Origin of the sequence: Paractinoplanes brasiliensis, assembly GCF_004362215.1 — a bacterium.
GTDB classification, from domain to species: domain Bacteria; phylum Actinomycetota; class Actinomycetes; order Mycobacteriales; family Micromonosporaceae; genus Actinoplanes; species Actinoplanes brasiliensis.
Genome location: NZ_SNWR01000001.1, coordinates 5326307 through 5348465, shown reverse-complemented (window position 1 = coordinate 5348465; position 22159 = coordinate 5326307). Strand labels below are relative to the sequence as shown.

The 22159-nt window shown below is 69.7% G+C and carries 18 protein-coding genes; 6 read left to right on the top strand and 12 right to left on the bottom strand.

Features of this window, described 5'->3' with window-relative positions:
* Nucleotides 1-6 precede the first annotated feature (6 nt).
* Nucleotides 7-1548, top strand: a complete 1542-nt coding sequence (locus C8E87_RS24315) for a glycoside hydrolase family 130 protein (protein ID WP_307870529.1) — start codon at nucleotides 7-9, stop codon at nucleotides 1546-1548.
* Here C8E87_RS24315 and C8E87_RS24310 read toward each other — a convergent pair.
* Nucleotides 1487-2140: a response regulator transcription factor gene (locus C8E87_RS24310; protein WP_133875226.1), complete on the bottom strand. Its 654-nt coding sequence runs from the start codon at nucleotides 2138-2140 to the stop codon at nucleotides 1487-1489. The two genes, C8E87_RS24315 and C8E87_RS24310, sit on opposite strands and share 62 nt — an antisense overlap.
* Nucleotides 2125-3222, bottom strand: coding sequence for a sensor histidine kinase (locus C8E87_RS24305; protein WP_133875225.1), 1098 nt, complete (start codon nucleotides 3220-3222; stop codon nucleotides 2125-2127). Before C8E87_RS24305 ends, C8E87_RS24310 begins: the two co-directional genes overlap by 16 nt.
* A 108-nt stretch (nucleotides 3223-3330) precedes the next feature.
* On the opposite strand from C8E87_RS24305, the gene C8E87_RS24300 reads away from it, so the two are divergent.
* Nucleotides 3331-3993: a YqeB family protein gene (locus C8E87_RS24300; protein ID WP_133875224.1), complete on the top strand. Its 663-nt coding sequence runs from the start codon at nucleotides 3331-3333 to the stop codon at nucleotides 3991-3993.
* Here the strand turns inward: C8E87_RS24300 and C8E87_RS24295 are convergent.
* Nucleotides 3990-4817: a methyltransferase domain-containing protein gene (locus C8E87_RS24295; RefSeq protein ID WP_133875223.1), complete on the bottom strand. Its 828-nt coding sequence runs from the start codon at nucleotides 4815-4817 to the stop codon at nucleotides 3990-3992. The genes C8E87_RS24300 and C8E87_RS24295 overlap by 4 nt on opposite strands.
* A 336-nt stretch (nucleotides 4818-5153) precedes the next feature.
* Here C8E87_RS24295 and C8E87_RS24290 point away from each other — a divergent pair, with 336 nt between their 5' ends.
* On the top strand, nucleotides 5154-6176 hold the full coding sequence (locus C8E87_RS24290) for a Gfo/Idh/MocA family protein (RefSeq protein WP_133875222.1): 1023 nt from the start codon (nucleotides 5154-5156) through the stop codon (nucleotides 6174-6176).
* 319 nt (nucleotides 6177-6495) lie between these two features.
* Here C8E87_RS24290 and C8E87_RS24285 read toward each other — a convergent pair whose 3' ends face one another.
* From C8E87_RS24285 to C8E87_RS24255, 7 genes are all read right to left on the bottom strand, one after another.
* Nucleotides 6496-7368: an alpha/beta fold hydrolase gene (locus C8E87_RS24285; protein ID WP_133875221.1), complete on the bottom strand. Its 873-nt coding sequence runs from the start codon at nucleotides 7366-7368 to the stop codon at nucleotides 6496-6498.
* Between the two features lie 64 nt (nucleotides 7369-7432).
* A complete protein-coding gene (locus tag C8E87_RS24280; RefSeq protein WP_133875220.1) occupies nucleotides 7433-10981 on the bottom strand; it encodes a galactose-binding domain-containing protein in 3549 nt (1182 codons plus the stop codon).
* Between the two features lie 56 nt (nucleotides 10982-11037).
* Nucleotides 11038-12615 (bottom strand): glycoside hydrolase family 13 protein, encoded by a 1578-nt coding sequence (locus C8E87_RS24275; protein ID WP_133875219.1) that lies wholly within the window; start codon nucleotides 12613-12615, stop codon nucleotides 11038-11040.
* Between the two features lie 69 nt (nucleotides 12616-12684).
* The gene (locus tag C8E87_RS24270; RefSeq protein ID WP_133875218.1) at nucleotides 12685-13557 is read right to left on the bottom strand and encodes a carbohydrate ABC transporter permease; all 873 of its coding nucleotides are present in this window, start codon (nucleotides 13555-13557) and stop codon (nucleotides 12685-12687) included.
* Between the two features lie 4 nt (nucleotides 13558-13561).
* Nucleotides 13562-14503, bottom strand: a complete 942-nt coding sequence (locus C8E87_RS24265) for a carbohydrate ABC transporter permease (protein WP_438866110.1) — start codon at nucleotides 14501-14503, stop codon at nucleotides 13562-13564.
* A gap of 56 nt (nucleotides 14504-14559) precedes the next feature.
* On the bottom strand, nucleotides 14560-15942 hold the full coding sequence (locus C8E87_RS24260; RefSeq protein WP_133875217.1) for an ABC transporter substrate-binding protein: 1383 nt from the start codon (nucleotides 15940-15942) through the stop codon (nucleotides 14560-14562).
* A 222-nt stretch (nucleotides 15943-16164) separates the two neighbouring features.
* On the bottom strand, nucleotides 16165-17151 hold the full coding sequence (locus C8E87_RS24255) for a LacI family DNA-binding transcriptional regulator (protein WP_133875216.1): 987 nt from the start codon (nucleotides 17149-17151) through the stop codon (nucleotides 16165-16167).
* A 324-nt stretch (nucleotides 17152-17475) separates the two neighbouring features.
* Between C8E87_RS24255 and C8E87_RS43800 the strand changes: the two genes are divergently transcribed.
* Nucleotides 17476-17625, top strand: coding sequence for a hypothetical protein (locus C8E87_RS43800; RefSeq protein WP_166661225.1), 150 nt, complete (start codon nucleotides 17476-17478; stop codon nucleotides 17623-17625).
* 13 nt (nucleotides 17626-17638) lie between these two features.
* On the top strand, nucleotides 17639-18046 hold the full coding sequence (locus C8E87_RS24250) for a YchJ family protein (protein ID WP_438866109.1): 408 nt from the start codon (nucleotides 17639-17641) through the stop codon (nucleotides 18044-18046).
* A 47-nt stretch (nucleotides 18047-18093) separates the two neighbouring features.
* On the opposite strand, the gene C8E87_RS24245 is transcribed toward C8E87_RS24250, so the two are convergent.
* Nucleotides 18094-18684, bottom strand: a complete 591-nt coding sequence (locus C8E87_RS24245; protein WP_133875214.1) for an Rv1352/Rv1906c domain-containing protein — start codon at nucleotides 18682-18684, stop codon at nucleotides 18094-18096.
* A gap of 398 nt (nucleotides 18685-19082) precedes the next feature.
* Here C8E87_RS24245 and C8E87_RS24240 point away from each other — a divergent pair, with 398 nt between their 5' ends.
* The gene (locus tag C8E87_RS24240; RefSeq protein ID WP_133875213.1) at nucleotides 19083-19913 is read left to right on the top strand and encodes an SDR family oxidoreductase; all 831 of its coding nucleotides are present in this window, start codon (nucleotides 19083-19085) and stop codon (nucleotides 19911-19913) included.
* On the opposite strand, the gene C8E87_RS24235 is transcribed toward C8E87_RS24240, so the two are convergent.
* Nucleotides 19910-22009: a SulP family inorganic anion transporter gene (locus C8E87_RS24235; RefSeq protein WP_133875212.1), complete on the bottom strand. Its 2100-nt coding sequence runs from the start codon at nucleotides 22007-22009 to the stop codon at nucleotides 19910-19912. The genes C8E87_RS24240 and C8E87_RS24235 overlap by 4 nt on opposite strands.
* Nucleotides 22010-22159: the final 150 nt, after the last annotated feature.

Sequence of the window (22159 nt, the reverse complement as noted above, 5' to 3'; positions counted from 1 at the left end):
GCAACCGTGAATACTTCAGACATGCTCACCCGGCACGACGTCGTCATGCAGCCCGACGGCCGGCGCGTCGTGATCAAGCTGTTCGTGCCCGGCGAGGACGGCCAGACCGTCAAGAACCGGGCCGGCCGCTTGATCGAACGCATCCTGCAGCTCGACGAGGAGGAGATCGGCCGGCTGCTCGACGACGTGCTGACCCGCTTCGGCGGCCGGCACCACGACCTGCTCGGCACCTTCGCCCACCACTACGAGCTGGTGCAGCACCGGGTGCCGCCCGAGATCGACCTGTCGCCGGCCGCGCGGAGCCTGATCGGCGCGTACTTCAGCCACGAGTACTCCGTCGAGGCGGCCGCCCTGTGCAACCCGTCGATGGTCGAGCACCCCGACCAGACCGGCCTCGACCCGGGTCAGCTGCGGGTCGCGATCAGTCTGCGGCAGATCGGCGAGGGGCACATCTCGTCGATCGGGTTCTGTTCGGCCGTGCTCGGTCCCGGCGACCAGCTGCTCCTGGAGAACCGCGACGGGCCGCTCACCATCGGCCAGCGGGTCGGCGCCACACACTGGCGGCACCAGCTGGCCGCGGCGCTGATCGACGCCGAGATCGACAACGAGGCGTCCTCGTACGTGCTGTCGGCGCTGCCCGAACGGTTCATCGACGTCGAGTTCGAGGACGTCATCGCGCACGTGCCGGGCGAGCTGCTGGGCCGGCCGTTCGCGCAGCACACGATCGACCGGATCCGGCACTTCGTGTCCGAGGACTACGCGCTGCAGTTCCCCTGCGCGGTGCCGCTGCACCAGCGGGTCATGTGGCCCGCCACCCAGACGGAGAGCAACGGCATGGAGGACGCCCGGTTCGTACGGGTGACCGACCCCGACGGACGCCACGTCTATCAGGCCACCTACACCGCGTACGACGGGCGGCACATCTCCGGCCGGGTGATCTTCTCGCGCGACCTGCGGCACTTCGAGGTGACCCGGCTCAGCGGGCCGGCCGCGGCCAACAAGGGCATGGCGTTGTTCCCGCGCTACATCAACGGCCAGAAGATGGCGCTCTGCCGCTCCGACGGCGAGACCCTCGGCCTGTCCGTGCGCGACGACCAGCACCGGTGGCAGCCGTCGGTGCCGCTGCTGACGCCGCACCGCGGGTGGGACCTGATCCAGGTCGGCAACTGCGGCTCGCCGATCGAAACCGAGGCCGGTTGGCTGGTGCTCACCCACGGCGTCGGCCCGATGCGGCGGTACGCGATCGGCGCCATGCTGCTCGACCTGGAAGACCCGGCCAAGGTGATCGCCGACCTGCCCGAGGGCCTGATCGACCCGGACGAGATCGAGCGTGAGGGGTACGTGCCCAACGTGCTCTACTCGTGCGGCGGGCTCGTGCACGACGGGCGCTTCTGGGTCCCGTACGGGGCCAGCGACGTGCGGATCGGGTTCGCCAGCATGCCGCTGGACGCGCTGCTGGCCCGCATGGCGCCGCGCGGCCGCAAGGTCAGCGGGCGTCGTGCACCAGCAGGGCGATCTGCACCCGGTTCGTCAGCGACAGCTTCGTAAAGATCCTCGACACGTACGCCTTCACGGTCGCGACGCTCATCAGCAGCTCGGCCGCGATCTCGGAGTTCGTGCGGCCCTCGGCGATCAGCCGCGCGACGTCCTGTTCGCTCGGGCTGAGCCGTTCGAGGGCCGCACGGGCCCGGTCGCGGCCCGGGTCGACGCCGACACCGGAGACCAGGCCGATCATCTTGCGCAGCACCTCGGGCGACATCATCGGCTCCCCCGCCGCGACCCGGCGTACGGCGTCGGCGATCTCGCGCGGCGGGGTGTGCTTGAGCAGGAAGCCGCCCGCACCGGCCCGCAGCGCCCGCAGCACGTGCTCGTCGGTGTCGAACGTCGTCAGCACGATGACCTCGGGCGCGTCCTTGCGCGCGCGCAGCGTCTCGGTCGCGGTGAGCCCGTCGAGCCCCGGCATCCGGATGTCCATCAGCACGACGTCGGGCCGGTGCGAGTTGACGGCCGAGGCCACCTCGCTGCCGTCGGAGACCGCGCCGACCACCTCGAGGTCGTCGAACGCCCCGAGCATCATGGCAAGACCGGCCCGTACGAGGGCGTCGTCGTCGACGAGCAGGACTTTCACCACGGGAGCCAGGCTTTCACACGGAACTCGCCGCTCGGGGTCGGGCCGTGCTCGATGCGCCCGCCGGCCAGCGCCACACGTTCCCGCAGTCCGGTGAGCCCGGCCCCGGCGCCCGGCAACAGCGGCCCCGGCGCCGTCAGGGCGTTGCGCACGGCCACCTCCGTGCCGCTGGAGGCGCCGCTGGTGATGGCCACCTCGACCGGGGCGCCCGGTGCGTGTTTGCGCGCGTTGGTCAGGGCCTCCTGCACGATGCGGTAGGCGTGCCGGCCCACGTTCTCGGGCACGTCCCGCTCGCCGTCGAGCACCAGCCCCACCTCGGCCCCTGCGACCCGGGACTGCTCGACCAGCGCTGGGACGTCACCCAGGGTCGGCTGCGGCTGGTCCTCGGCGGGAGCCCGCAACACGTGGATCACCGAGCGCAGATCCTCCAGCGCGTCGTGCGCGCATTCGCGGATCACGCCGGCCGCACGCTGTTCCTCGCGGGAGGCCTCCCGGCGTACCTCCAAAGCCCCCGCGTGCACGGCGAGCAGCGAGATGCGGTGAGCCAGCACGTCGTGCATCTCGCGGGCCAGCCGCTCCCGCTCGGCCAGGCGGGCCTGCTCGACCCGCAACCGCTGACCCTCCTCGGCCTCCCGCGCCCGGGCCGCCCACGACGCGACCAGCTGCCGGTGCGAACGGGTCAGCATGCCGAGCGCGACCGCGATGACGTGCACCAGCACGACGAAGACGACGCTCTCGTAGTAGAGCTGGGTTGCCCCGAGCGCGACCCGGTAGACCACGGCGATCACCGTCGCGTGCAACCCCAGCAGCGTCACGGGCAGCCAGGCGCGGCGATACACGGCCAGGCTGAACAGCGCGAACGGCAAGGCGCCCATCGGCATCGCGAACAGGACGGCCAGCGGCAACAGGAGCAGGACGAGCAGAACCGGACGGGTGCGCCGGAACAGGACCAGACCGGCCGCCGACAGCACGCCCAGCGTCACCTCGAGCGGGAGCGGCGCGCCGCCCTCGTCCGACAGCGAATTGGTCAGGAAGAAGACGCCGACCGCCACGGCCGCCAGGGCCACTGCCCCGTCCAGCAGCCATCTCCTCATGGGCTCGACGCTACCGGCGGCGTACGCGGGCGCGCAGTCGACTTTGGTCTATGCCGGGTCGACCCGGGTCGGTATCGCCGGGCCCCCCGCCGGGACAGACTCGACACCGTGCTGGAACAGGAAACAACCGTGCCCACCCCGATGTGGTCCCGGGTTCTCGTGTGGCTCTGCCTCCCCCTGGCCGGTGCGGCGCTGCTGTGGGGTGTGCTGCTGTTGATCGACTGGTTGCCGTTCGGCGGGCCGCTCAACCTCGTACGGGAACTGCCCGAGCCGTGGGATCTGGTGGTCGGGCTCGGCGTCGGGTTCGTCATCGGGCTGATCCTCGCGGGCCTGGTCGACGCCGAGTCGCTGACCGTGCTGATCTCGCCGACGGAGGTCGTGCTGACCCGGCCCGGACACCGGCGCGCGGTGCCCAAGGGCGAGATCGCGGTGGCCTTCCCCGACCGCGACCAGCTCGTGCTGCTCGGGCGCACCGGGCAGGAACTGGCCCGCGAGCCGTCCCACCTGCCGAAGAAGCGGCTCAGCCAGGCGTTCGGGTCGCGCGGCGTGGCCTGGGCCGAACAGGATCCGTACCTGGAGGCGTACCGGCGCTGGGTTCCGAACCTGCCCGAAGTGTCCGGCGCGGCCAACGCCGTGTTCGCGGCCCGGCAGAAAGCCCTGAACTCGGGCGACGACGAGGATGTCCGGGAACTCCGGGAAGAGCTGGGCCGACTGGGGTTCGTGGTGCGCGACGACAAGAAGAAGCAGTACTGGCGGCCGGTGGGCTCCTAGCCGACCGTGCCGGTCACCGCCCAGATCGTCAGCACCGCCAGGAAGTCGCCGCGAGCGCCCGCCTCCTCGACGTGGGAGAACCATTTCCCCCGTACGCCCGGGGCCGTCATCCAAGCTTCCTCAGGCACCCGGGGATTCACCATCGGCAGCACCACCGCGGCCGACGCCGGGTCGGCGAACAGGCAGGTCACCGGGGTCGCGCTGACGTCGCGCAGGCCCTTGCCGACCAGCCGCCGCCGCAGCGTACGGCCCATGTCGACCTGCCGCGGGGTGAGCCGGCCGTGCATGTCGGCCACCACCGTGCGGGCCAGACGCGGCGGCACCCCGTCGAAGGCCAGCGAACTCCAGTCGGTGTCGATCAGGCAGATCCGCCCGCCCGGCCGGGTCACCCGCACCAGCTCGGCGATCGCCAGGTCGGCGTCGTCGACGTGCTGCAGCACCCGCTCGCACCAGACCCCGTCGACACTGTCCGCGGGCAGGTCGATGGCCGAGACGTCACCCGTGGTGTAACGCACATTGCTGCCGTCATGCCGCTCGATCGCGGCGGCGATGGTGGCGGCCGAATAGTCGAGGGCGACCACCTCGCCGTCCGGGCCGACCTCACCGGCGATCCACCGGGCCACGTCGCCGGCGCCCGAACCCGCGTCGAGAACCCGCCAGCCCGGGGCGGGGCGGAAAGCATCCATGCCCGTACGCCGGACCCGCCGGATCTCCGGGTGCCGCCCCATCGTCTCGAGCGCGGCCAGCAGCATCGCGGTCATCTCACGGGGCTGCCGATCAAGGTCGGCGAACGGGGTGCGCTCCATCTGCGCGTGCTGCTTCATGCGGCAAATGTTGACGCATCAGAAGCCCCGGCCCACGGCGCCGGTCACCCATCCGACAGCGCCAGATCACCGTACGCGCCGGGCGACCGGGCCGGATTTCGCGTCGCCGCCCGCCTGCAAGGCCCGGTTCCGCTTCGCGCCCAAAGTGCCCAACCTGCCCAACCCACCCCAACCAAGGGGGCCTCCACCCTCTCCGCTCGCTGCCGGGGCGGCGAGTGCGGCCCGACGTTACCGCAGCGGGCAGGGCACCAGCCGGTTGTCCACAGGCCGGGAGTTGTCCACAGGGCGAGCGATCCGATGGGTCCGCGGTGGTCGGGGTGTGGCAGGCTTTCCGGCATGAGTGACTCGGTGAAGTTCGGGCTGGCCGGCTACGGCTCGGGTGGGCGCATCTTCCATGCCCCACTGATCGCCTCCGCGGCGAACATCGAGTTCCTCGGCGTCGTCACCACGAACGAGGAACGGCGCAAGGAGCTGGCGGCCAATCTGCCGAAGCAGGCCGCGTTCGACTCGATCGGGGCGCTCAAACAAGCCGGCGCCGAGGCCGTTTCGATCTCCACGCCGGTCAGCACCCACGCCGAGCTGGCGCTCGAGGCGATCGAGTACGGGCTGCACGTGGTGGTCGACAAGCCGTTCACGCTCGACGCCGAGCGCGCCCGTGCGGTCGTGGCCGCCGCCAAGGCTCGGGGTGTGCTGCTCAGCGCCTATCAGAACCGGCGCTACGACTCCGACTTCCGGACGCTGCGGCGCCTCATCGACGACGGCCAGTTCGGCACCGTGCGGCGCTTCGAGTCCCGCTTCGAGCGCTGGGCGCCGGAACGCAAACCGGGCGCGGCCGGCGGGGGCACGCTGCTCGACTTCGGCTCCCACCTGGTCGATCAGGCGCTGCTGCTCAACGGCCCGGCCGTCCGGGCGTACGCGGAAGTGCGGGGCAGCGGCGAGCTCGACGACGATTTCTTCCTCGCGCTGCACCACGTCAACGGCGTCGAGTCGCACCTGTCGGGCAGCTGGCGTCAGGGCGCCCCGGGTCCGCGCTATCGGGTGGCGGGCACGACCGGCACATTCGTGATCGCGGGCATCGACGGGCAGGAGGCCGCGCTCAAGGCCGGCCGCTCCCCCGCCGAGCTGGGCGACGAGTGGGGTGCCGAGCCGGAGGAGACGTGGGGCCGCATCTACCGCGGCGACGAGGGCGCCCGCGTCCGCAGCGAACGCGGCCGGTGGGATCTCTACTACCCGGCTTTCGCGGCCGCCGTACGCGGGGAGGGCCCGCTGCCGGTCGAGCCCTCCGACATCGTCCGCAACATGACAGTGCTCGACGCCGCCCGCGAGAGCGCCCGCAGCGGCCAGGTGGTCCGACTCTAGGGGCCGGGGGGTGCTGCGCGCCGCCCGCGACGGCGGCGCCATCGCCGACATCGCCCGCGAACTACACCTGGCGGGCCGGGCGTGAGACGCCTGGCGCGGGACAGACCGGGCCTGAAACGGGCCGGGCCTGAAACGGGCCGGGCGCGGGCCAGACCGGGCGTGAGGCAGGCCGGGCGTCAGGCAGGCCGGGCGCGGGCCAGACCGGGCGTCAGGCAGGCCGGGCGTGAGGCGGGCCCGCGCGTGAGGCGGGTCGGGCGGGGAAGACGTTACCCCGGGGCGCATGCGAGCAGAGGCGGTCCCGGTGCGTACGCGAAAATCGCTACACAGTCACGTGAGCCAGCAGGTTGTCGATCACCTCGTCGATGCCGGCGATCAGCGACAGATGTCCCTCCGACGGCAGCAGATGCACCTCGGCCCCGGCCAGGTGGGCGGCCAGCCAGTGTCCGTGCGCGGGCGGCACCATCCTGTCCTGTTCGCCCTGCCAGACGGCGACCGGCACGCGGATGTCGGCCAGCCGGAACCCCCAGTCGGACAGGATGGCCAGGTCGTCCTCCCGCCACCCCGCGATCCCGGCCGACACCGAATACCGGGTCGACTCAGCCAGATAGTCCGCGAACCCTCCGGTCAGGGCCTTCTTGTCCACCTCGGACAGCAGGTCGCCGAAGGCCTCGATCACGTCGTCCGAGGTGACCCGGGCCAAGTCGTCGGCCATGCCGGTCAGGAAGGTGTTCAGCGCCTGCACGCCATTGGCCGCGGCCTCGAACTCGGCGACGTTCTCCTCGCCCATGCCGTCGAGCCAGTCCAGCCCGGGCGGGTTGTACGGCGCCACGCCGGCGATGGTGGCGGCCCCGACGCAGCGTCCGGGCAGCTGGGCGGCGCAGGCCAGCGCGTGTGGCCCGCCGCCCGACCAGCCGACCGTCACGAAGTGGGCCGCTTCGAGCCCGTCGAGCAGCGCGGCCGTGTCGGCGGCGACGTCGGAGACCCGTCGGCCGGGGTGCGGCGAGGACCCGCCGTAACCGGGGCGGCTGGCCAGCACCAGGCGCAGACCGTGCCGCAGGGCCGACTCGGCGATCGGCGCGAACCGGACCGCGCCGGAGGGGGTGCCGTGGTGCAGCACCAGCGGGAGGCCACCGGGCGGTCCCTCGACCAGGTATTCGAGGATGCGGCCGTCGGGCAGGACAATGCGTTCCACAGGGGGAATCTACGCGAACGCCACCAGGAAGGGGCCCGCGTACGTGACGCGGGCCCCGGAAAACCTAGTTCCTGATGATCGTGAAGGTGGACGTCGTGTTCTCGATGTCCCTGAAGTTGTTGCTGAACTGCAGGTTGGTGAAGGTCGCCGACCCGACCGCGGGTCCCTGCCCGGCCTCGGGCATCGGGTTGGCCCAGATGCCGAAGCCGCTCTTGGCGTCGAACTGGTCGCCGCTCTTGCGGGCCCCGCTGATGGTGACGTTGGTGAACACGCTGTCAGTGATCGGGTTCACCGGCCGGCCGCCGGCGTCGTACTGCGTCTGGAACATGATTCCGGAGTAGGTCGGGTCGATGATGTCGACGTTCGAGACCCGGATTCCCTGGAACACCTTCGACGCGCTGAACATCCAGATCGCGGGGAAGGTCTGCGCGCCCCAGAAGTGGCCGCCGGCCCGCACGATCGAGATGTTGTCGAAGACCGTCGGCGGGTCGGCGCCGAACCCGTTCATCGGGTAGCCGAAGTCCAGCGAGCTGATCGTGATGCCCGAGTAGACGAGGGTGTCGGCGATGTAGATGTTCTTGAACGTGTTGGCGTACCCGCCGTAGACGGCGATGCCCGCGGCCCGCCAGGTCAGCGTGGAGGTCAGGTTGGAGTAGACGTTGTTGATCTCGTCGGCCCCGCCCGCGTCGATCGCCGAGAACAGCGCGAAGCTGTCGTCGCCGGTGGCTCGGGCGTCGTTGTTGTCGACGAGGTTGCCGGTGCTGCCGTTGGTCATGTTGACCCCGTCGGCGAACGTGTTCCGGATCCGGCTGTTCTTGATCACCATGTTGTCGGTGTTGGCGCCCCAGTAGAGGCACACGACGTGCTCGGTCCAGATGTTGTCGATCGTGATCCCGGAGACGTTGGCAAGGTCGAACACCTTGCCGGGCCCGTCGATGCGGATCGTGTAGTTGCCGAAGAAGGCGAAGTCGGCGAACGTCGAGCCGTTGGCGGTGCTGTCGGCCCGGAACCCGGCGTCCGTCTCGGTCTGCGTCGTCGGCGTGAAGAACCGGGTGTACCAGGGGCCGGCCCCGACGACGCGCACCGACTTGCCGTACACCTGGAACTTCGACGACGTCTGGTAGTCACCGGCGGGCAGGTACACGCCGAGCTTCGACGTGTCCTGGCGGGCGCTGTCCAGCGCGGCCTGCACGGCCTGCTGGTCGAACCCGGAAGGTACGACATAACGTGAAACATCCGGATTGGCCTTCGGAGCAACCTGCTCGGTGTTGATGAAGTCGATCGCTATATTGCCCGAATTACCGGAATCCTTCTGCAACTTGACGACACTACCGGCCGGGAAAGAGCCGGTGAGAAGGGTATGAGACTCGTCGTAGATGTGCCGCGGCCCGGTGCCCGAGTTCTGCGGCGCCGCCTCGTTGCCGTAGAGCCAGGCGTACTTCGAGGTCAGCGGCAGCGTCTTGTTGAGGGTGCCGTTGACGTACACGTTGATCGAGCTGGTGGTGCCGTCGGGGATGGAGAACCGCGCCACCACCGTGTTGGTCGCCGCCCGGGTGGTCCATTGCACGTACGCCCCGGTCTGGTCGAGCGTCACCGCGCGGCGCCCCGAGGCCTCGCCGGCGAGGTCGCCGATCGTGCGGTTGGGCCCGACGACCGCCGCGCCGCCGCCGATCGTGCCGTCCTCGGCCTCGTACATGTCGTACGGCATGTTCGCGCCACGGCCGACGAAGAAGGGCCTCTCGCTGGTGTTGTTGGCCTGCTTCACGGACAGCTCGTTGGCGTCGCCGGCAATGACCGTCCGTACGGTGTAACGCCCGTTGGCCGCCGTCCAGGTGCCCAGTGTGATCGCCGGCGAGGACGCGCCCGCGGCCAGCGTGCCGGTCCACGACCCGGTCAGCGTACGCACGACCGACGAGCCGTTGAGCACAGTGAGCGTGACGCCGTGCCCGCCTCCGGCCGAGGCGGCCGAGCCCTGGTTCTTGAGCGTCACCGAGAACGTGACCGTGTTGCCCGCCGTCGGGTTCCCCGGCGACCAGCTGACCGCCGAGGCGACCAGATCGGAGCTGCTGACCGGCGTCACGGTCAGGGACGACGTGAACGAGTTGTTGGCCTCGTTGGACTCGATGACCGTGCCGGCCTCGTCGACCTTGGCCACTACGGAGTACGAGCCCGCGTCGCGAGCGCCGATGCCCGCCGAGACGGTCGCCGACGCGCCCGCCGCGAGCGCCGCCACGTTCGCGGTGCCCACCTTCGTCGTACCCAGATAGAAGTTGACGTCGGACGCGGGGCTGGCCAGACCGCCGGCGTTACGGACGGTGGCCGAGAGGGTGATCGTGTCGGTCTCGACCGGGGCGGCCGGCGAAACGGTCGTGCCGGTGACTGTCAGGTCCGGGTTGGGGGCCGGGGTGCCGATCACCTGCAGCTCGGCCACCTGCCCGCTCGGCGCGCCGGTGTTCGCGGTGAAGGAAAGCCGTACGTCGGCGGTGGTCGCGCTGACCGGGATGGTCACCGTGTTGCCGGTGGCCGGGCTGAAGCTGTACGAGGCCGGGCCGGTGATCGTGGTGTAGGCGGTGGCGCCCTGGTCACGGCCGAGGATCGCGAACGTCTGCTGCCGCGGGCCCCACGCGCTGTCCGGGTTGAGCTTGACCACGACCGACGAGACCGCCGCGTTGGCGCCCAGCTTCACCGTCAGCGTCGCCGGGTAGGCACTGCCTTCCCAGTACGTGGCGGTGTTGTTGTCGTTCGCGTTGGTGGCCACGAACGTGTGCACCACCGAGGACGCCTCGATCGGCTTGCCCAGCGCCAGATTGCTGCCGGGCTGCCCGGTGCCCGTACGGGTGACCGCGTTGCTCAGCGCCGAGGTGTTGCCGGCGGCGTCCTTGGCCCGCACCTGGTACGTGACGGTTGCGGTGGCCGGCTGGGTGTCGGTGTACGTCAGCACGTTCCCGGCGACGCTGGTCCGCAGCACGCCGTCGGCGAAGACGTCGTAACCGGTGACCCCGACGTTGTCGGTCGACGCCGACCAGGTGAGCCGGATCTGGTCGGCGCCCGGCTGGGTGAGGGCCAGGTTGCCGGGCACGCTGGGCGCCTGCGTGTCGCCGCCCGAGACGGGGCCGTAGACCTCGACCTCGGAGAGCTGCCCGGCCGGCCAGCCCGTGTTGCCGGTGATGTTCACCCTGACGAACCGGGCGCCGGCCGCGGTGAAGTCCACGGTCACGGTGTTCCCGCTCGCCGGGTTGAACTGGTAGCCCGCGCTCGCCTTGAGCGTCGCGTACGAGCCGCCGTCGGTGCTGCCCTGAATGCTGAGCGTCTGGGTGCGGGTGGCCCAGGCGGTGGCCGGCGGCAGCTTGAGGACGACCTGGTTGACCTGCTGGGCGGTGCCGAGGTCGACCTGGATCCACTGCGGGAACGCGTTGTTGCTGCTCTCCCAGTACGTGCTGGCGTTGCCGTCACCCGCGTTGCCGGCCGGGTAGACGTCGGTGTGGCTGCTGGCGCTGAAGGTCTTGCCGGCGGCCAGGTTCGGACCGGCTGCTTGGGCCGCCGGGGCGTGCACGAGGGCGGCGACGACACCGGCGGCCACGGCGACCGCTAGCGATCTTCTCCATCTGGACATGGGGGACGCACCTTTCTTCGGGGACGGAGCGGGGAGCTCACAAAGGTGGTGAGAGTTCAGGAGGGCATGCGCAACCAGACGGCGGTGTCCGCGGGGAGGCGGTCACCGTCGAGGGGGCCACTGGCGAGCAGCACGGATCGGTGGGCGGGCAGGGCGATGGGGGCGCCCGACATGTTGACGACGCAGGCGAAACTCTGGCCGCGGCAGAATCCGAGCACGTCCCGGCCGAGCTCGAGCCACGAGAAGCCGGCCAGAGATTCCGTACGGCGTAAAGCGATCGCCGACCGATAGAGCTCGAGCATCGAGTTGGGGTCGCCGGTCTGGGCCTGGGCGGTGCGGTCCTTCCACTCGGCGGGCTGGGGCAGCCAGGGGGTGGCGGTGGTGAAGCCGAACGGCGCCTCGTCACCGGTCCACGGCAGCGGCACCCGGCAGCCGTCGCGACTGTGCCCACGCCGGCCCCACATCGGGTCCTGGAACTGCTCGGGCGGGATGTTCTCGTTCTCCCACAGCCCCAGCTCCTCGCCCTGATAGATGTAGGTGGCGCCGGGCAGCGACAACGAGAGCAGGGCGGCCGCGCGGGCCCGGCGGGTGCCCAGTTCGAGGTCGACCGGGGTGCCGTCGAGGTTGTTGTCGAAGCTGAACGTGGTGTCCGCGCGGCCGTAACGCGTGACGTGCCGGGTGACGTCGTGGTTGGACAGCACCCAGGTGGCCGGCGCTCCCACGGCCGCGTGCGCGTGCAACGTACGGTCGACGCACTCACGCATCAGCCGCGGGTCCCACGCGCAGCCGAGGAAGTCGAAGTTGAACGCCGCGTGCAGCTCGTCGGGGCGCAGGTAGTTGGCGAACCGCTCCACCTCGGGCATCCACACCTCGCCGATCAGGGCGCGGTCACCCCCGTACGAGTCGGCCACTCGCCGCCACGACCGATAGACCTCGTGCACGCCGTCGAGGTCGTGGAACGGATGGGGCTCGCCCTCGGTCACCTCGGGCAGCGCGGGGTCCTTGAGCAGCAGCGCGGCCGAGTCGATCCGGATGCCGTCGACCCCCCGGTCGAACCAGAACCGCAGAATGCTCTCGAACTCGGCCCGCACGTCAGGGTGTTCCCAGTTCAGGTCGGGCTGCTCGGGCGTGAACAAATGCAAATACCAAGACCCGTCCCCCGTACGGGTCCAGGTGGTGCCGCCGAACTCCCCTCGCCAGTCCGTCGGCATCTCGTCGCCGTTCTCGCCGCGCCCCGGCCGGAACCAGAAGTAGTCCCGTTCGGGCGCGTCGGGACCGGCCAGCGCCGCTTTGAACCACGGGTGCTCGCTGGAGATGTGGTTGGGGACGATGTCGACGATCATCCGGATGCCCGCCGCGTGCGCCTCCTCGATCAGCGCCTCGGCCTCGGCCAGCGAGCCGAACACAGGGTCGATGTCGCGGAAGTCGGCCACGTCGTACCCGGCGTCGGCCATCGGCGACGGATACCACGGGCTCATCCAGATCGCGTCGACGCCCAGGTCCCGCAGGTGTCCCAGCCGGGCCCGGATGCCCGCGATGTCGCCCACGCCGTCGCCGTTCGCGTCGGCGTAGCTGCGCGGATAGACCTGGTAGATCACCGCGTCGCGCCACCACTGGGAGTCTTTTTCGGACACTGGAAACCCGCTTTCTGTGCACAGTGGGTCTGACGACGCTGGGAAACGCCGCCCGGATGGTGTGGTTGGTCAGCCCTTGAGGCTGCCGGTCGTCAGGCCGGACATGATGTTGCGCTGGAAGAGCAGAAAGATGATCACCGTGGGGATCGCGGCGATGACCGAGGCCGCGATGACGACGTTCTGCGGGGTGCCGCCCGAGAACGCGTAGATGCCGACACTGAGCGTGCGCGTCTCCGGTGACGGCATCACCAGCTTCGGCCAGAGGAAGTCCTTCCAGACCGCGGTCACCGCAAAGATCGAGACCACGCCGAGGATCGGCCGGGACATCGGCAGAATGATCGACCACAGGGTGCGCAGCGGCGAGGCGCCGTCCACCTGGGCCGCCGCGATCAGGTCCTCCGGGATCGAGTCGAAGAACCGCTTGAGCAGGAAGATGTTGAACGCGTTGGCCACCAGCGGCAGCCAGATCGCCCACGGCGAGTCGAGCAAATTGACGTGCACGATCGGCAGGTCGATGGCCGTCACGTACTGCGGCACGATCAGCACCATGGCCGGGATCATCAGGGTGGCCAGCATCAGCCCGAGGATCACGTTGCCGAACACGGGCCGCAGCTTCGAGAGCGCGTACGCCGCCGCGGTGTCGAACACGAGCTGGAAGAAGACCGCGCCGGCCGCGTAGTAGAACGTGTTGAACATCAGCTTGGCCAGGTCCAGGTTGTTCCAGGCGTCGGCGTAGTTCTGCAGCTGCGGGTCGTGCGGCCACAGCGTCGGCGGGGTCTGCGCGATCTCCTGCCCGCTCTTGAGCGCCCCGGTGACCATCCAGTAGAGCGGCCCGAGGAACACGAGCGTGAACCCGGCCACCACGACGCCGAGCAGGGACCAGTAAAGGAACCGGCTGCGGCCCCGGCGGAGTTGCGCCTGTGAGATCAGGGTTCGGGTCATCGTCTCAGTCCTGTTTCGTCGTCAGTCGCACGTAGACGGCGGAGAACGCGGCCAGCACGACGAGCATGATCACGCCCAGCGCGGCGGCGCCGTTCAGGTCATTCTGGAAGAAGCCGTGCTGATAGATGAGGTAGGCCACCGAGGTTGCCGAGTCCTGCGTACCGGCGCCGTTGGCCAGGATGAGCGGCTCGATGAACAGCTGCATGGTCGCGACGATCTGCAGCATGGCCAGCAACGCGAGGATGAGCCGGGTCTGCGGGATCGTCACGTTCCAGATCCGGCGCCACACTCCCGCGCCGTCCAGCTCGGCCGCCTCGTACAACTCGCCCGGGATGTTCTGCAGCGACGCCAGATAGATCAGCACCGCGCTGCCCATGTTCATCCAGGTCGAGGCGATCACCATGGCCGGGATGGTCATGGTCGGCGACTGCATCCACTCCGACGTGGGCAGGTGCAACGCCTTGAGGATCGCGTTGAACAGGCCGGCCTCGCTGGGGTCGTACGCGTAGTACTTGAAGAGGAACAGCGCCGAGGCCGGCGGCAGCATCACCGGCAGGTAGACCAGTACCCGCAGGTAGCCCTTGGCGTGCCGGAACTCGTTGAGCAGGATCGCCACGAAGAACGGCAACGCGTACCCCAGCACGAGCGCCAGGATCGTGAAGAGGAACGTGTTCTTCCAGGCGATCCAGAAGCTGGGGTCGGCGACGATCCGGGTGTAGTTGTCCCAGCCGACCCAGGTGGTCTCGCCGCGCCGCGTGCGCTGGAAGCTCATCACGATGCCGCGGATCATCGGGAACCACATGAACAGGGCGAAGCAGAGGACCGCCCCGATCAGGAACGCGTGCCCGGTGAGGTTGTCCTTCCATCGACGAGCGGCCTTGCCTCTGGCTTTCACCGGGGCCGGCGGCGCCGTCCTGGTGACACCCGAGGCGGTCATGATCGCCAAAACGAACTCCTTCTGACAGCGCGGGAGCCGGACGTCCGGCTCCCGCGCCCTACGGGTCAGCTACCGGCGGCCTGGAGCTGGTTGACCTTCTCCTCGGCCGTCTTGAGCAGCGCGTCGATGTTCGCGTCGGGGTTGGTCAGCACCCCCGACATCGCCGAGTCGAGCACCGCGTAGATGGCCTGGGCGTTGCGCGGCTCCCCGACGATCTGCACCGGGTTGTCCTCGAACACCTTGAAGTTGGCCGTGTCCACGTTCGCGTTGGCCTTGCGCAGCTCGAGCTCCTGCTTCTGCGCCTCGGTGCCGTTGGCGAACAGCAGCGGCTGCGGCAGGCCGACCGGGTAGTTCTGCGGCTTGGCCCGTACGTAGTCGAGCTGGCCCTTGCCCGGCGTGAGCTTCTGGTAGGCGATCCACTTCAGGCCGGCCTTGATCTGGGCGTCGGACAGGCCCTTCTTGAAGAAGTAGCCCTCGCCGCCGCCGAGCGTGCCCTTGGCCGGGCCGTCCTGACCGGGCATCGGGCCCATCGCCCAGTCGGAGTACTTGCCCTGGAACTGGCTGACGATCGCCTGGGTGGCGTCGGGCGCGCCGATGAACATGCCGACCTTGCCCGCACCGGCGTTGGTCAGCAGGTCGCCCCACTGCAACAGCTGGCGGCTGCCCATGCTGTTGTCGCCGTACCGCATGTCCTTGAGGTTCTGCAGCACCTGCTTGCCGGCGGCGTCGTTGAAGGCGGCCTTCTTGCCGTCCTCGCTGAGGACCCGGCCGCCCTGCGAGTAGAGCTCGGCGGTGAAGTGCCAGCCGCCGGTGTTGCCCGCGCTGTACTCGGAGAATCCGGCGACGCCACCGCCCAGCCCGGCGATCTTCTTGGCCGCCGTACGGACCTCGGCCCAGGTCTTGGGCGGGTTCTCCGCGTCCAGGCCCGCCTTGGAGAACAGGGCCTTGTTGTAGACCAGGCCCATCGAGTAGTTCTTGACCGGGATGGCGTACAGCTTGCCCTCGTCGGTGAAGACCTCCTTGAGCGCCGGGTCTACGCTGTCCCAGGTCGGGATGGTGTCCTTGCTGACCGCCGCGGTGATGTCGGCCGCCTGACCGGAGTCGAGCACCTGCTGCAGGTCGGTCATGTAGCCGTAGAAGACGTCGGTCATCGTGCCGCCGGCCAGCCGGGCGGTGAAGTCGGGCGGGTTGTTGCACTGCTCGCCGACGCTGACGCTCTTGATGGTGATGTCGGGGTTCTGCTTCTCGAACTCCGCGACATCGGCGTTCCAGTTCGCGAGCAGTTCCTTCTGCGCGCCGACCGGCTGGCAGTCGACGGTGATGGTGACCTTGCCACTGGCGTCAGTCCCGGAGTCGTCGCTGCTCTTGGTGGAGCACGCCGCCAGGCTGATCCCCAGGCCGGCCGCGAGCGCAAGCGCCGCCGCCCTGCGGTACTGCGGTACGGACATCTGTCCATCCCTTCGGGATCGGTTCTATCCATGGCCATCGCTGGAATTGCGTGTTTTGTGACGTGGGTCTCTCGTCATGTTTCGTGGAGGTGACGATACAAAGTCCAACGACTCTCCGCAAGAAGACGACTGAAGGAAGAAAAAACTCGACTTCCCGCTCTTGACCCGAGCACGGCAAAGGGCGGGCCCGCAGGCCCGCCCTTCAGTAAAGAAACTTCCTGGTCAGCCCCGCTGCGGGGCCGGCGCGGTCGACCCGCGCACCACCAGCTCCGGCTCGAAAAGAAGTTCGTCCGGCTCGACGCCACCGCCCTCGATCTGGTTGACGAGAAGGTCGACGGCGGCCTGACCCATCATCTCGATCGGCTGCCGCACCGTCGTCAGCGGCGGGTCGGTGCAGGTCATCAGCGCCGAGTCGTCGAAGCCGACCACCGAGATGTCGGACGGGACGTCGAGCCCCAGCCGGCGCGCGGCCCGGATCGACCCCAGCGCGAGCACATCGGACGCGCAGATCATGCCGGTCACCCCGCGCTCGATCAGCTTCGCGGCGGCCAGCCGGGCGCTCTCCATCGAGAAGTTCGTGCGCTCGACCAGGAAATCCTTGCCCTCCAGAGCGGCCAGTTTGCGCCGCGACGGCACGTGATCCTCCGGCCCCATGACCATGCCGACGCGTTCGTGCCCGAGCGACCGCAGATGCCCGTACGCCTGCTCGACAGCCACCGCGTCATCTGTCGAGATGTGCGGAAACCCCAGGTCAGCGACGCCCGCATTGACCATGACAACCGGCATGCGACGATCGGTCAGCGCCCGGTAATGCCCGTGCTCGGCGTCGGCCAGCGCATAGGACCCGCCGGCGAACACGACCCCCGAGACCTGATGGTCGAGCAGCATCTCGATGTAGTCACGCTCGGGCACCCCGCCGATCGTGCGCGCGGCGAGCAGAGGCGTGAACCCCCGCTGCGCGAGCGAGGCGGTCACCACCTCGGCCAGCGCCGGGAAGATCGGATTTTGCAGCTCGGGCAGGACGAGCCCGACGAGCCGGCCGCGTTCCCCGCGCAGCTTGGTCGGCCGTTCATAGCCCAGCACATCGAGCGCGGTCAGCACCGAGGCGCGGGTCGCCTCGCTGACGCCGCTGCGCCCGTTGAGCACGCGGCTGACGGTCGCCTCGCTGACGCCGGCTTTCTTGGCCACCTCGGCCAGACGCTTAGTCACCCAGCAATCCTAGAGCAGAATCTTGCAAATTTCGAACCGCCACTTGCAGCCCAGCCCCGTCCGGCACGTTGACGCTTGCAGCCTCTGTCATCCCGTACGTCATCCTGACGGCCTCGCATTTCCAGAATGTTGCGCCCCGTACACGTCAAGCCGGCACTGAACCGAGTAAGCCGTCGCTGTGCGCTGAGAACCGCCGAACATCGGCTTGCATCGCGCTTCATCTCGCCGAAGCCGAAGCACCGAACGAAGGAACGTGACGATCGCTCGGTCTCGGGAGCCTGCCGAATCGCGAGCGGGCACGTTACGAACGACGTTGTCGAGGCCATGCGAAGCCCCACGCACATCGAGGCCTGGGCCGAGGCGGCACGGGCCGCGCGGCAGCCGGCCGATGACGACGACCCGCAACTGGCTCAACCGGGGCGGGAGGACGTGCGATCGTGGGAGGCGATCGTCAACGAGCTAGGGACGGGCTGACACCATGGGACGCATGGCGCAGAAGACCAAGAACTGTCCCTGTGGGCGTGGGCTGGCGTACGAGGAATGTTGCGGGCCGGCCCACCACGGGGAGCCGCCGGCGACGGCTGAGGCGTTGATGCGGTCGCGCTATTCGGCCTTCGCGCTCGATGACGACGCGTACGTGCTCAGCAGCTGGCATCCGAAGACCAGGCCCGCGCGGATCGAACCCGACCCGCAGCTGCGCTGGGTGGGGCTCGAGATCATCGAGTCGACAGGTGGAGGTTTGTTCGACACCGAGGGCGTCGTCGAGTTCCGCGCGCACTACCGCGATCACGGCAAGCCCGGCGACCTGGTGGAAAGGAGCCGGTTCGTACGCGATGACGGGCGGTGGGCGTACTGGGGGCCGATCCTCACCGACGGATCACTCGCGAACATCTGAGTCTCCCGAGCTTTACACGGTACGCACGGAGATGGGCTCGCCGCCGGTCAGCTGACGCGGTTCCAGGGTTGGCAGCCGCTGCTCTGGAAGATGCCGCCGGGCGTAATGGTGACAACCAGCTGGCCCTTGGCGAATTCGTTGCTGATGGTGCTGGCGGACTGGCCGTCGGCCGAGCGGGCCCGCTCCCAATAGCAGTAGTCGGTGTTGCCGGTGGAACGGTAGGTGCCCGGCCGGAAGTCGGAGCCGACGAAATAGACGCCGCTGCCGGGGATCGTGGTCTTCGCCGAGGTGGCGCTCATGGCCGCGGCGGTGACCCGCTTCCAGGTGGTGCAGCCGCTGGATTTGAAGACCTTGTCGGCCGGCTTCACGTAGACCAGCCGCTGGCCGCTGCCGATGTCGTTGGCGATGATGCTGTTCAACGAGCCGCCGGCGTCGGATGCCCGTTCCCAGTAACACGAGCTGTTGCCGACCGACCGGTAGACACCGGCGTTGAAGTCCTTGCCCACGAGATAGGTGCCCGACCCGGGGATCGTGTCCTTCGGCTTTGCGGCCGCCGAGTGGACGGCGGGCGGAGAAACCCCAGCGGCAACGGCCGTCAACGACAGGACCACGAACAGACAGTGGCGAAAGACGCTCATCTCCACCCTTCAACCTGCCCCGACAGCATCGGGGCCCTCATACCGACTTTGGACGACAAATCCGACACATGGAGTATGTGGCTTCCCGACGGGCGGTGAGTCGGCAATGCCCGCGCGTCCGCTGCTTGCCGGGAACGTTCGGCCAATCGGACGACAGCGATCGGGGTGGCACGCCCGGCGACAAGACAGGGGTTGCGAAACTCGCCGATCTCCCGGGTGAGGGCCGCCAAGCCCGACGACGAAACGGAGGGTCGCGAGACTCGCCGGACTTCGGGGTGAGGTGTGACGGCATTCGTGGGGACCGGGGACGGGCGGGGTGGTGATACACGCGCGGCTCGGACAGGCCAGGAACGACACTCGCCGGATCGGGGGCGGGCGGGGTGGCGTACAAAGGGGAAATGGGTTTGATCGTGATTTCGGGGGCGACCGGGCACCTCGGCGGACGGGTGGCGCGGCGAATGACCGGGCCGATGCGCCTGCTGGTGCGGGATGCGGGACGGGCGCCCGACATCGGAGGGGCCGAGCTTGCCGTGGCGGACTATCGGGACACCGACGCTGTCGCGCGGGCGCTGGAGGGGGCCGACACCGTGCTCATGGTTTCGGCGTCCGAGAGCCCGGACCGGGTCGACGTGCATCGCGGCTTCGTTGACGCGGCGGTGGCCGCGGGGGTCGGGCACCTCGTCTACACGTCGTTCGTGGGCGCCTCGCCCGACGCCACGTTCACCCTCGCCCGCGATCACTGGGCGACCGAGCAGCACGTTCGCGACAGCGGGCCGGCGTTCACCTTCCTGCGCGACAACCTGTACGCCGACTTTCTGCCGTTCCTGGTCGGGGACGACGGCGTGATCCGCGGCCCGGTCGGCGACGGACGCGCCGCCGTAGTGGCTCAGGACGACATCGCCGACGCGATCACGGCCGTGCTCCAAGCACCCGAGGCCCATGCGGGCCGCACGTACGACCTGACCGGGCCGGCGGCGCTGACCCTGGCCGAGGTGGCCGAGACGATCAGCACGTCCACCGGGCGGCCGGTGCGCTTCCACAACGAGAGCGTCCCCGAGGCGTACGCGTCCCGGTCGTCCTACGGAGCTCCGGACTGGCAGGTCGAGGCGTGGGTCAGCACCTACACCGCGATCGCCGCCGGGGAACTGGCCCACGTCAGCACCGCCGTCGAAGACCTGACCGGCCACCCGGCCACCTCACTGGCCGACCTGCTGGCGAGGCGGTCTTAGGTCACCGGCTCCCGCACCCGGCGGTCCGGGCAGACGGCGTACATGCGGGCCTCGGTCAGGTCGAAGTAGAGCCCGGTCAGCGTCAGCCGCCCGGCGGCCTCGGCGTCGCGTACCACGGGGTACGTCCGCAGGTTGAGCAGCTGCTGGGCGACGTTGGCGGTGACGCAGTGTTCCTCGTCGGCGCAGTCGGAGAAGTCGGCGCCCGACTGCCGGAGCCACGCGCCCAGCGAACCGCCGGCGGCGCCGTTGCGCAACGCCTGCACCGCGCCGCAGCCGGAGTGGCCGCAGACCGTGATCGTGCGGACCTTCAGCACGTTGACCGCGAACTCGATGCTCGCCCCGACCGAGTCGTCGCCCGAGCCGTACGGGGGAACGATGTTGCCGACGTTGCGTACGCAGAAAAGGTCCCCGGGCCCACTGGTGGTGATCAGGTTGGGCACCAGCCGGGAGTCGGCGCACGTGATGAACAGCTGCTCGGGCTGCTGACCGTCGCGCGCCAGCCCGGCCAGATGCGGCCGCACCAGGGGCGCCACGCTGCGCTCGAACTCCCGGATGCCCGCTTCCATGGCGTCGCGCCGCTGGCGGTCGAGGTGCTGCCACTGCGTCCACGACCCGAACCGGCGCGGCGGCGCGGTCTTGCCCTCGCCCAGCCGTCCGTCCGTCGCGCGCTGGAACCACCCGCCGTGTGTCTCGTGCACGGTGACGGTCCCACCCGATTTCTCGTACGCCTCCCGCCAGTCCTCGATCGCCTGGAAGGCCCCATGGTCCAGGTAGTCGAGGTTGAGCTCGACGGTCACCCTCTCGCCCACCGGGAGCGCCGCCAGCACCCGCGCCACCCGCCCCGAACCCACGAAGGCGAGCGTGCCGCTGATCGTCACGCGGGTCTCCTCCGCGCGCTCCACCCGGATGTCGCACCGGACCAGCCGCCACAGCATCATCAGCACGGCCGCGGCCAGCCCCACCCCGACCCCGGTCAGCAGATCGGTCGCCACAACCCCCAAGGCTGTGATCACGTACGTGGGAAGTTCGCGATGCCGTGCGTACGTGCGGATCTGAGCCAGGCTGATCAGCCGCAACCCGACCACGACCAGCACCGCCGCGAGGGCCGCCATCGGGATCATCTCGAGCAGCGGCGCGCACGCCAGCACGAACAGCGCGATCCACACGCCATGCAAGATCGTCGACATTCGCGTACGGGCTCCCGCGGCCACGTTGGTCGAGCTGCGGACGATGACACCGGTGATCGGCAGGCCACCGAGCAGGCCCGAGGTCGTGTTCGCCGCGCCCTGGGCGACCAGTTCCCGGTTGAGGTCGGCGCGGGGTCCGTCGTGCAGGCGGTCGACGGCCACCGCGGAGAGCAGCGACTCGATGCTGGCGACCAGGGCGATGGCCAGCACCGCGAGGGCGATCCGGCCCGGTCCGGCGTCCGGCCACTGCGGGAAGGTGAGCTCGGCCAGCGGCGCCTCGGGCAGGTCGACCCGTTTCGCGTCCGACCCGAGCACAGCGGCCGTGGCGGTGGCGATCACGACCGCGGCCAGGGCGGCGGGCAGCAGCGAGGTCTTCACCAGGCGGGGCCAGAGCAGCAGTACGCCGATGGTCAGCACCCCGAGCAGCGTCGAGTGGCTGTGCTGGCCGGCCATCTGGGCGGGCAGGTCACGCAGGTTCTTCCAGGCCTCGCTCTGGGCGTCGCCGCCGAGCAGCACGTGCACCTGGCTGAGCGCGATGACAAGCCCGATGCCGGCGAGCATGCCGTGCACCACCGCGGGCGACAGGGCAAGCGCGGCGCGGCCGAGGCGGGCCAGCCCCAGCAGGATCTGCACACCCCCGGCGAGCGCCACGATGGCGGCGGTGGCGGCGAACCCGTACGCGTGGATGGTGCCGGCCACGATCACCGTGAGGCCCGCCGCCGGCCCGCTGACCTGCAGCGGCGCGCCACCCAGCAGTCCCACGACCACGCCCCCGACGACCGCCGCCATGAGCCCCGCCATCAGCGGCGCCCCCGAAGCCGCGGCGATGCCGAGCGAGAGCGGGATCGCGATCAAGAACACCACGATCGACGCCGGAACGTCATGCCTCAAAGCCTTAAAGACGGACATGCCGGAAATCTACCGAGGGTGGGTTAACCGGCTGTTACGACGCCACCGCCCTCAGCCAAGCCACAGCCAACTAACCGCCCACTCCCAGCCGACCCGGCAAGGGCCAAGGCGCGTGAAAGTTGGGCAGGCTGAAACACCACCCAACCGATC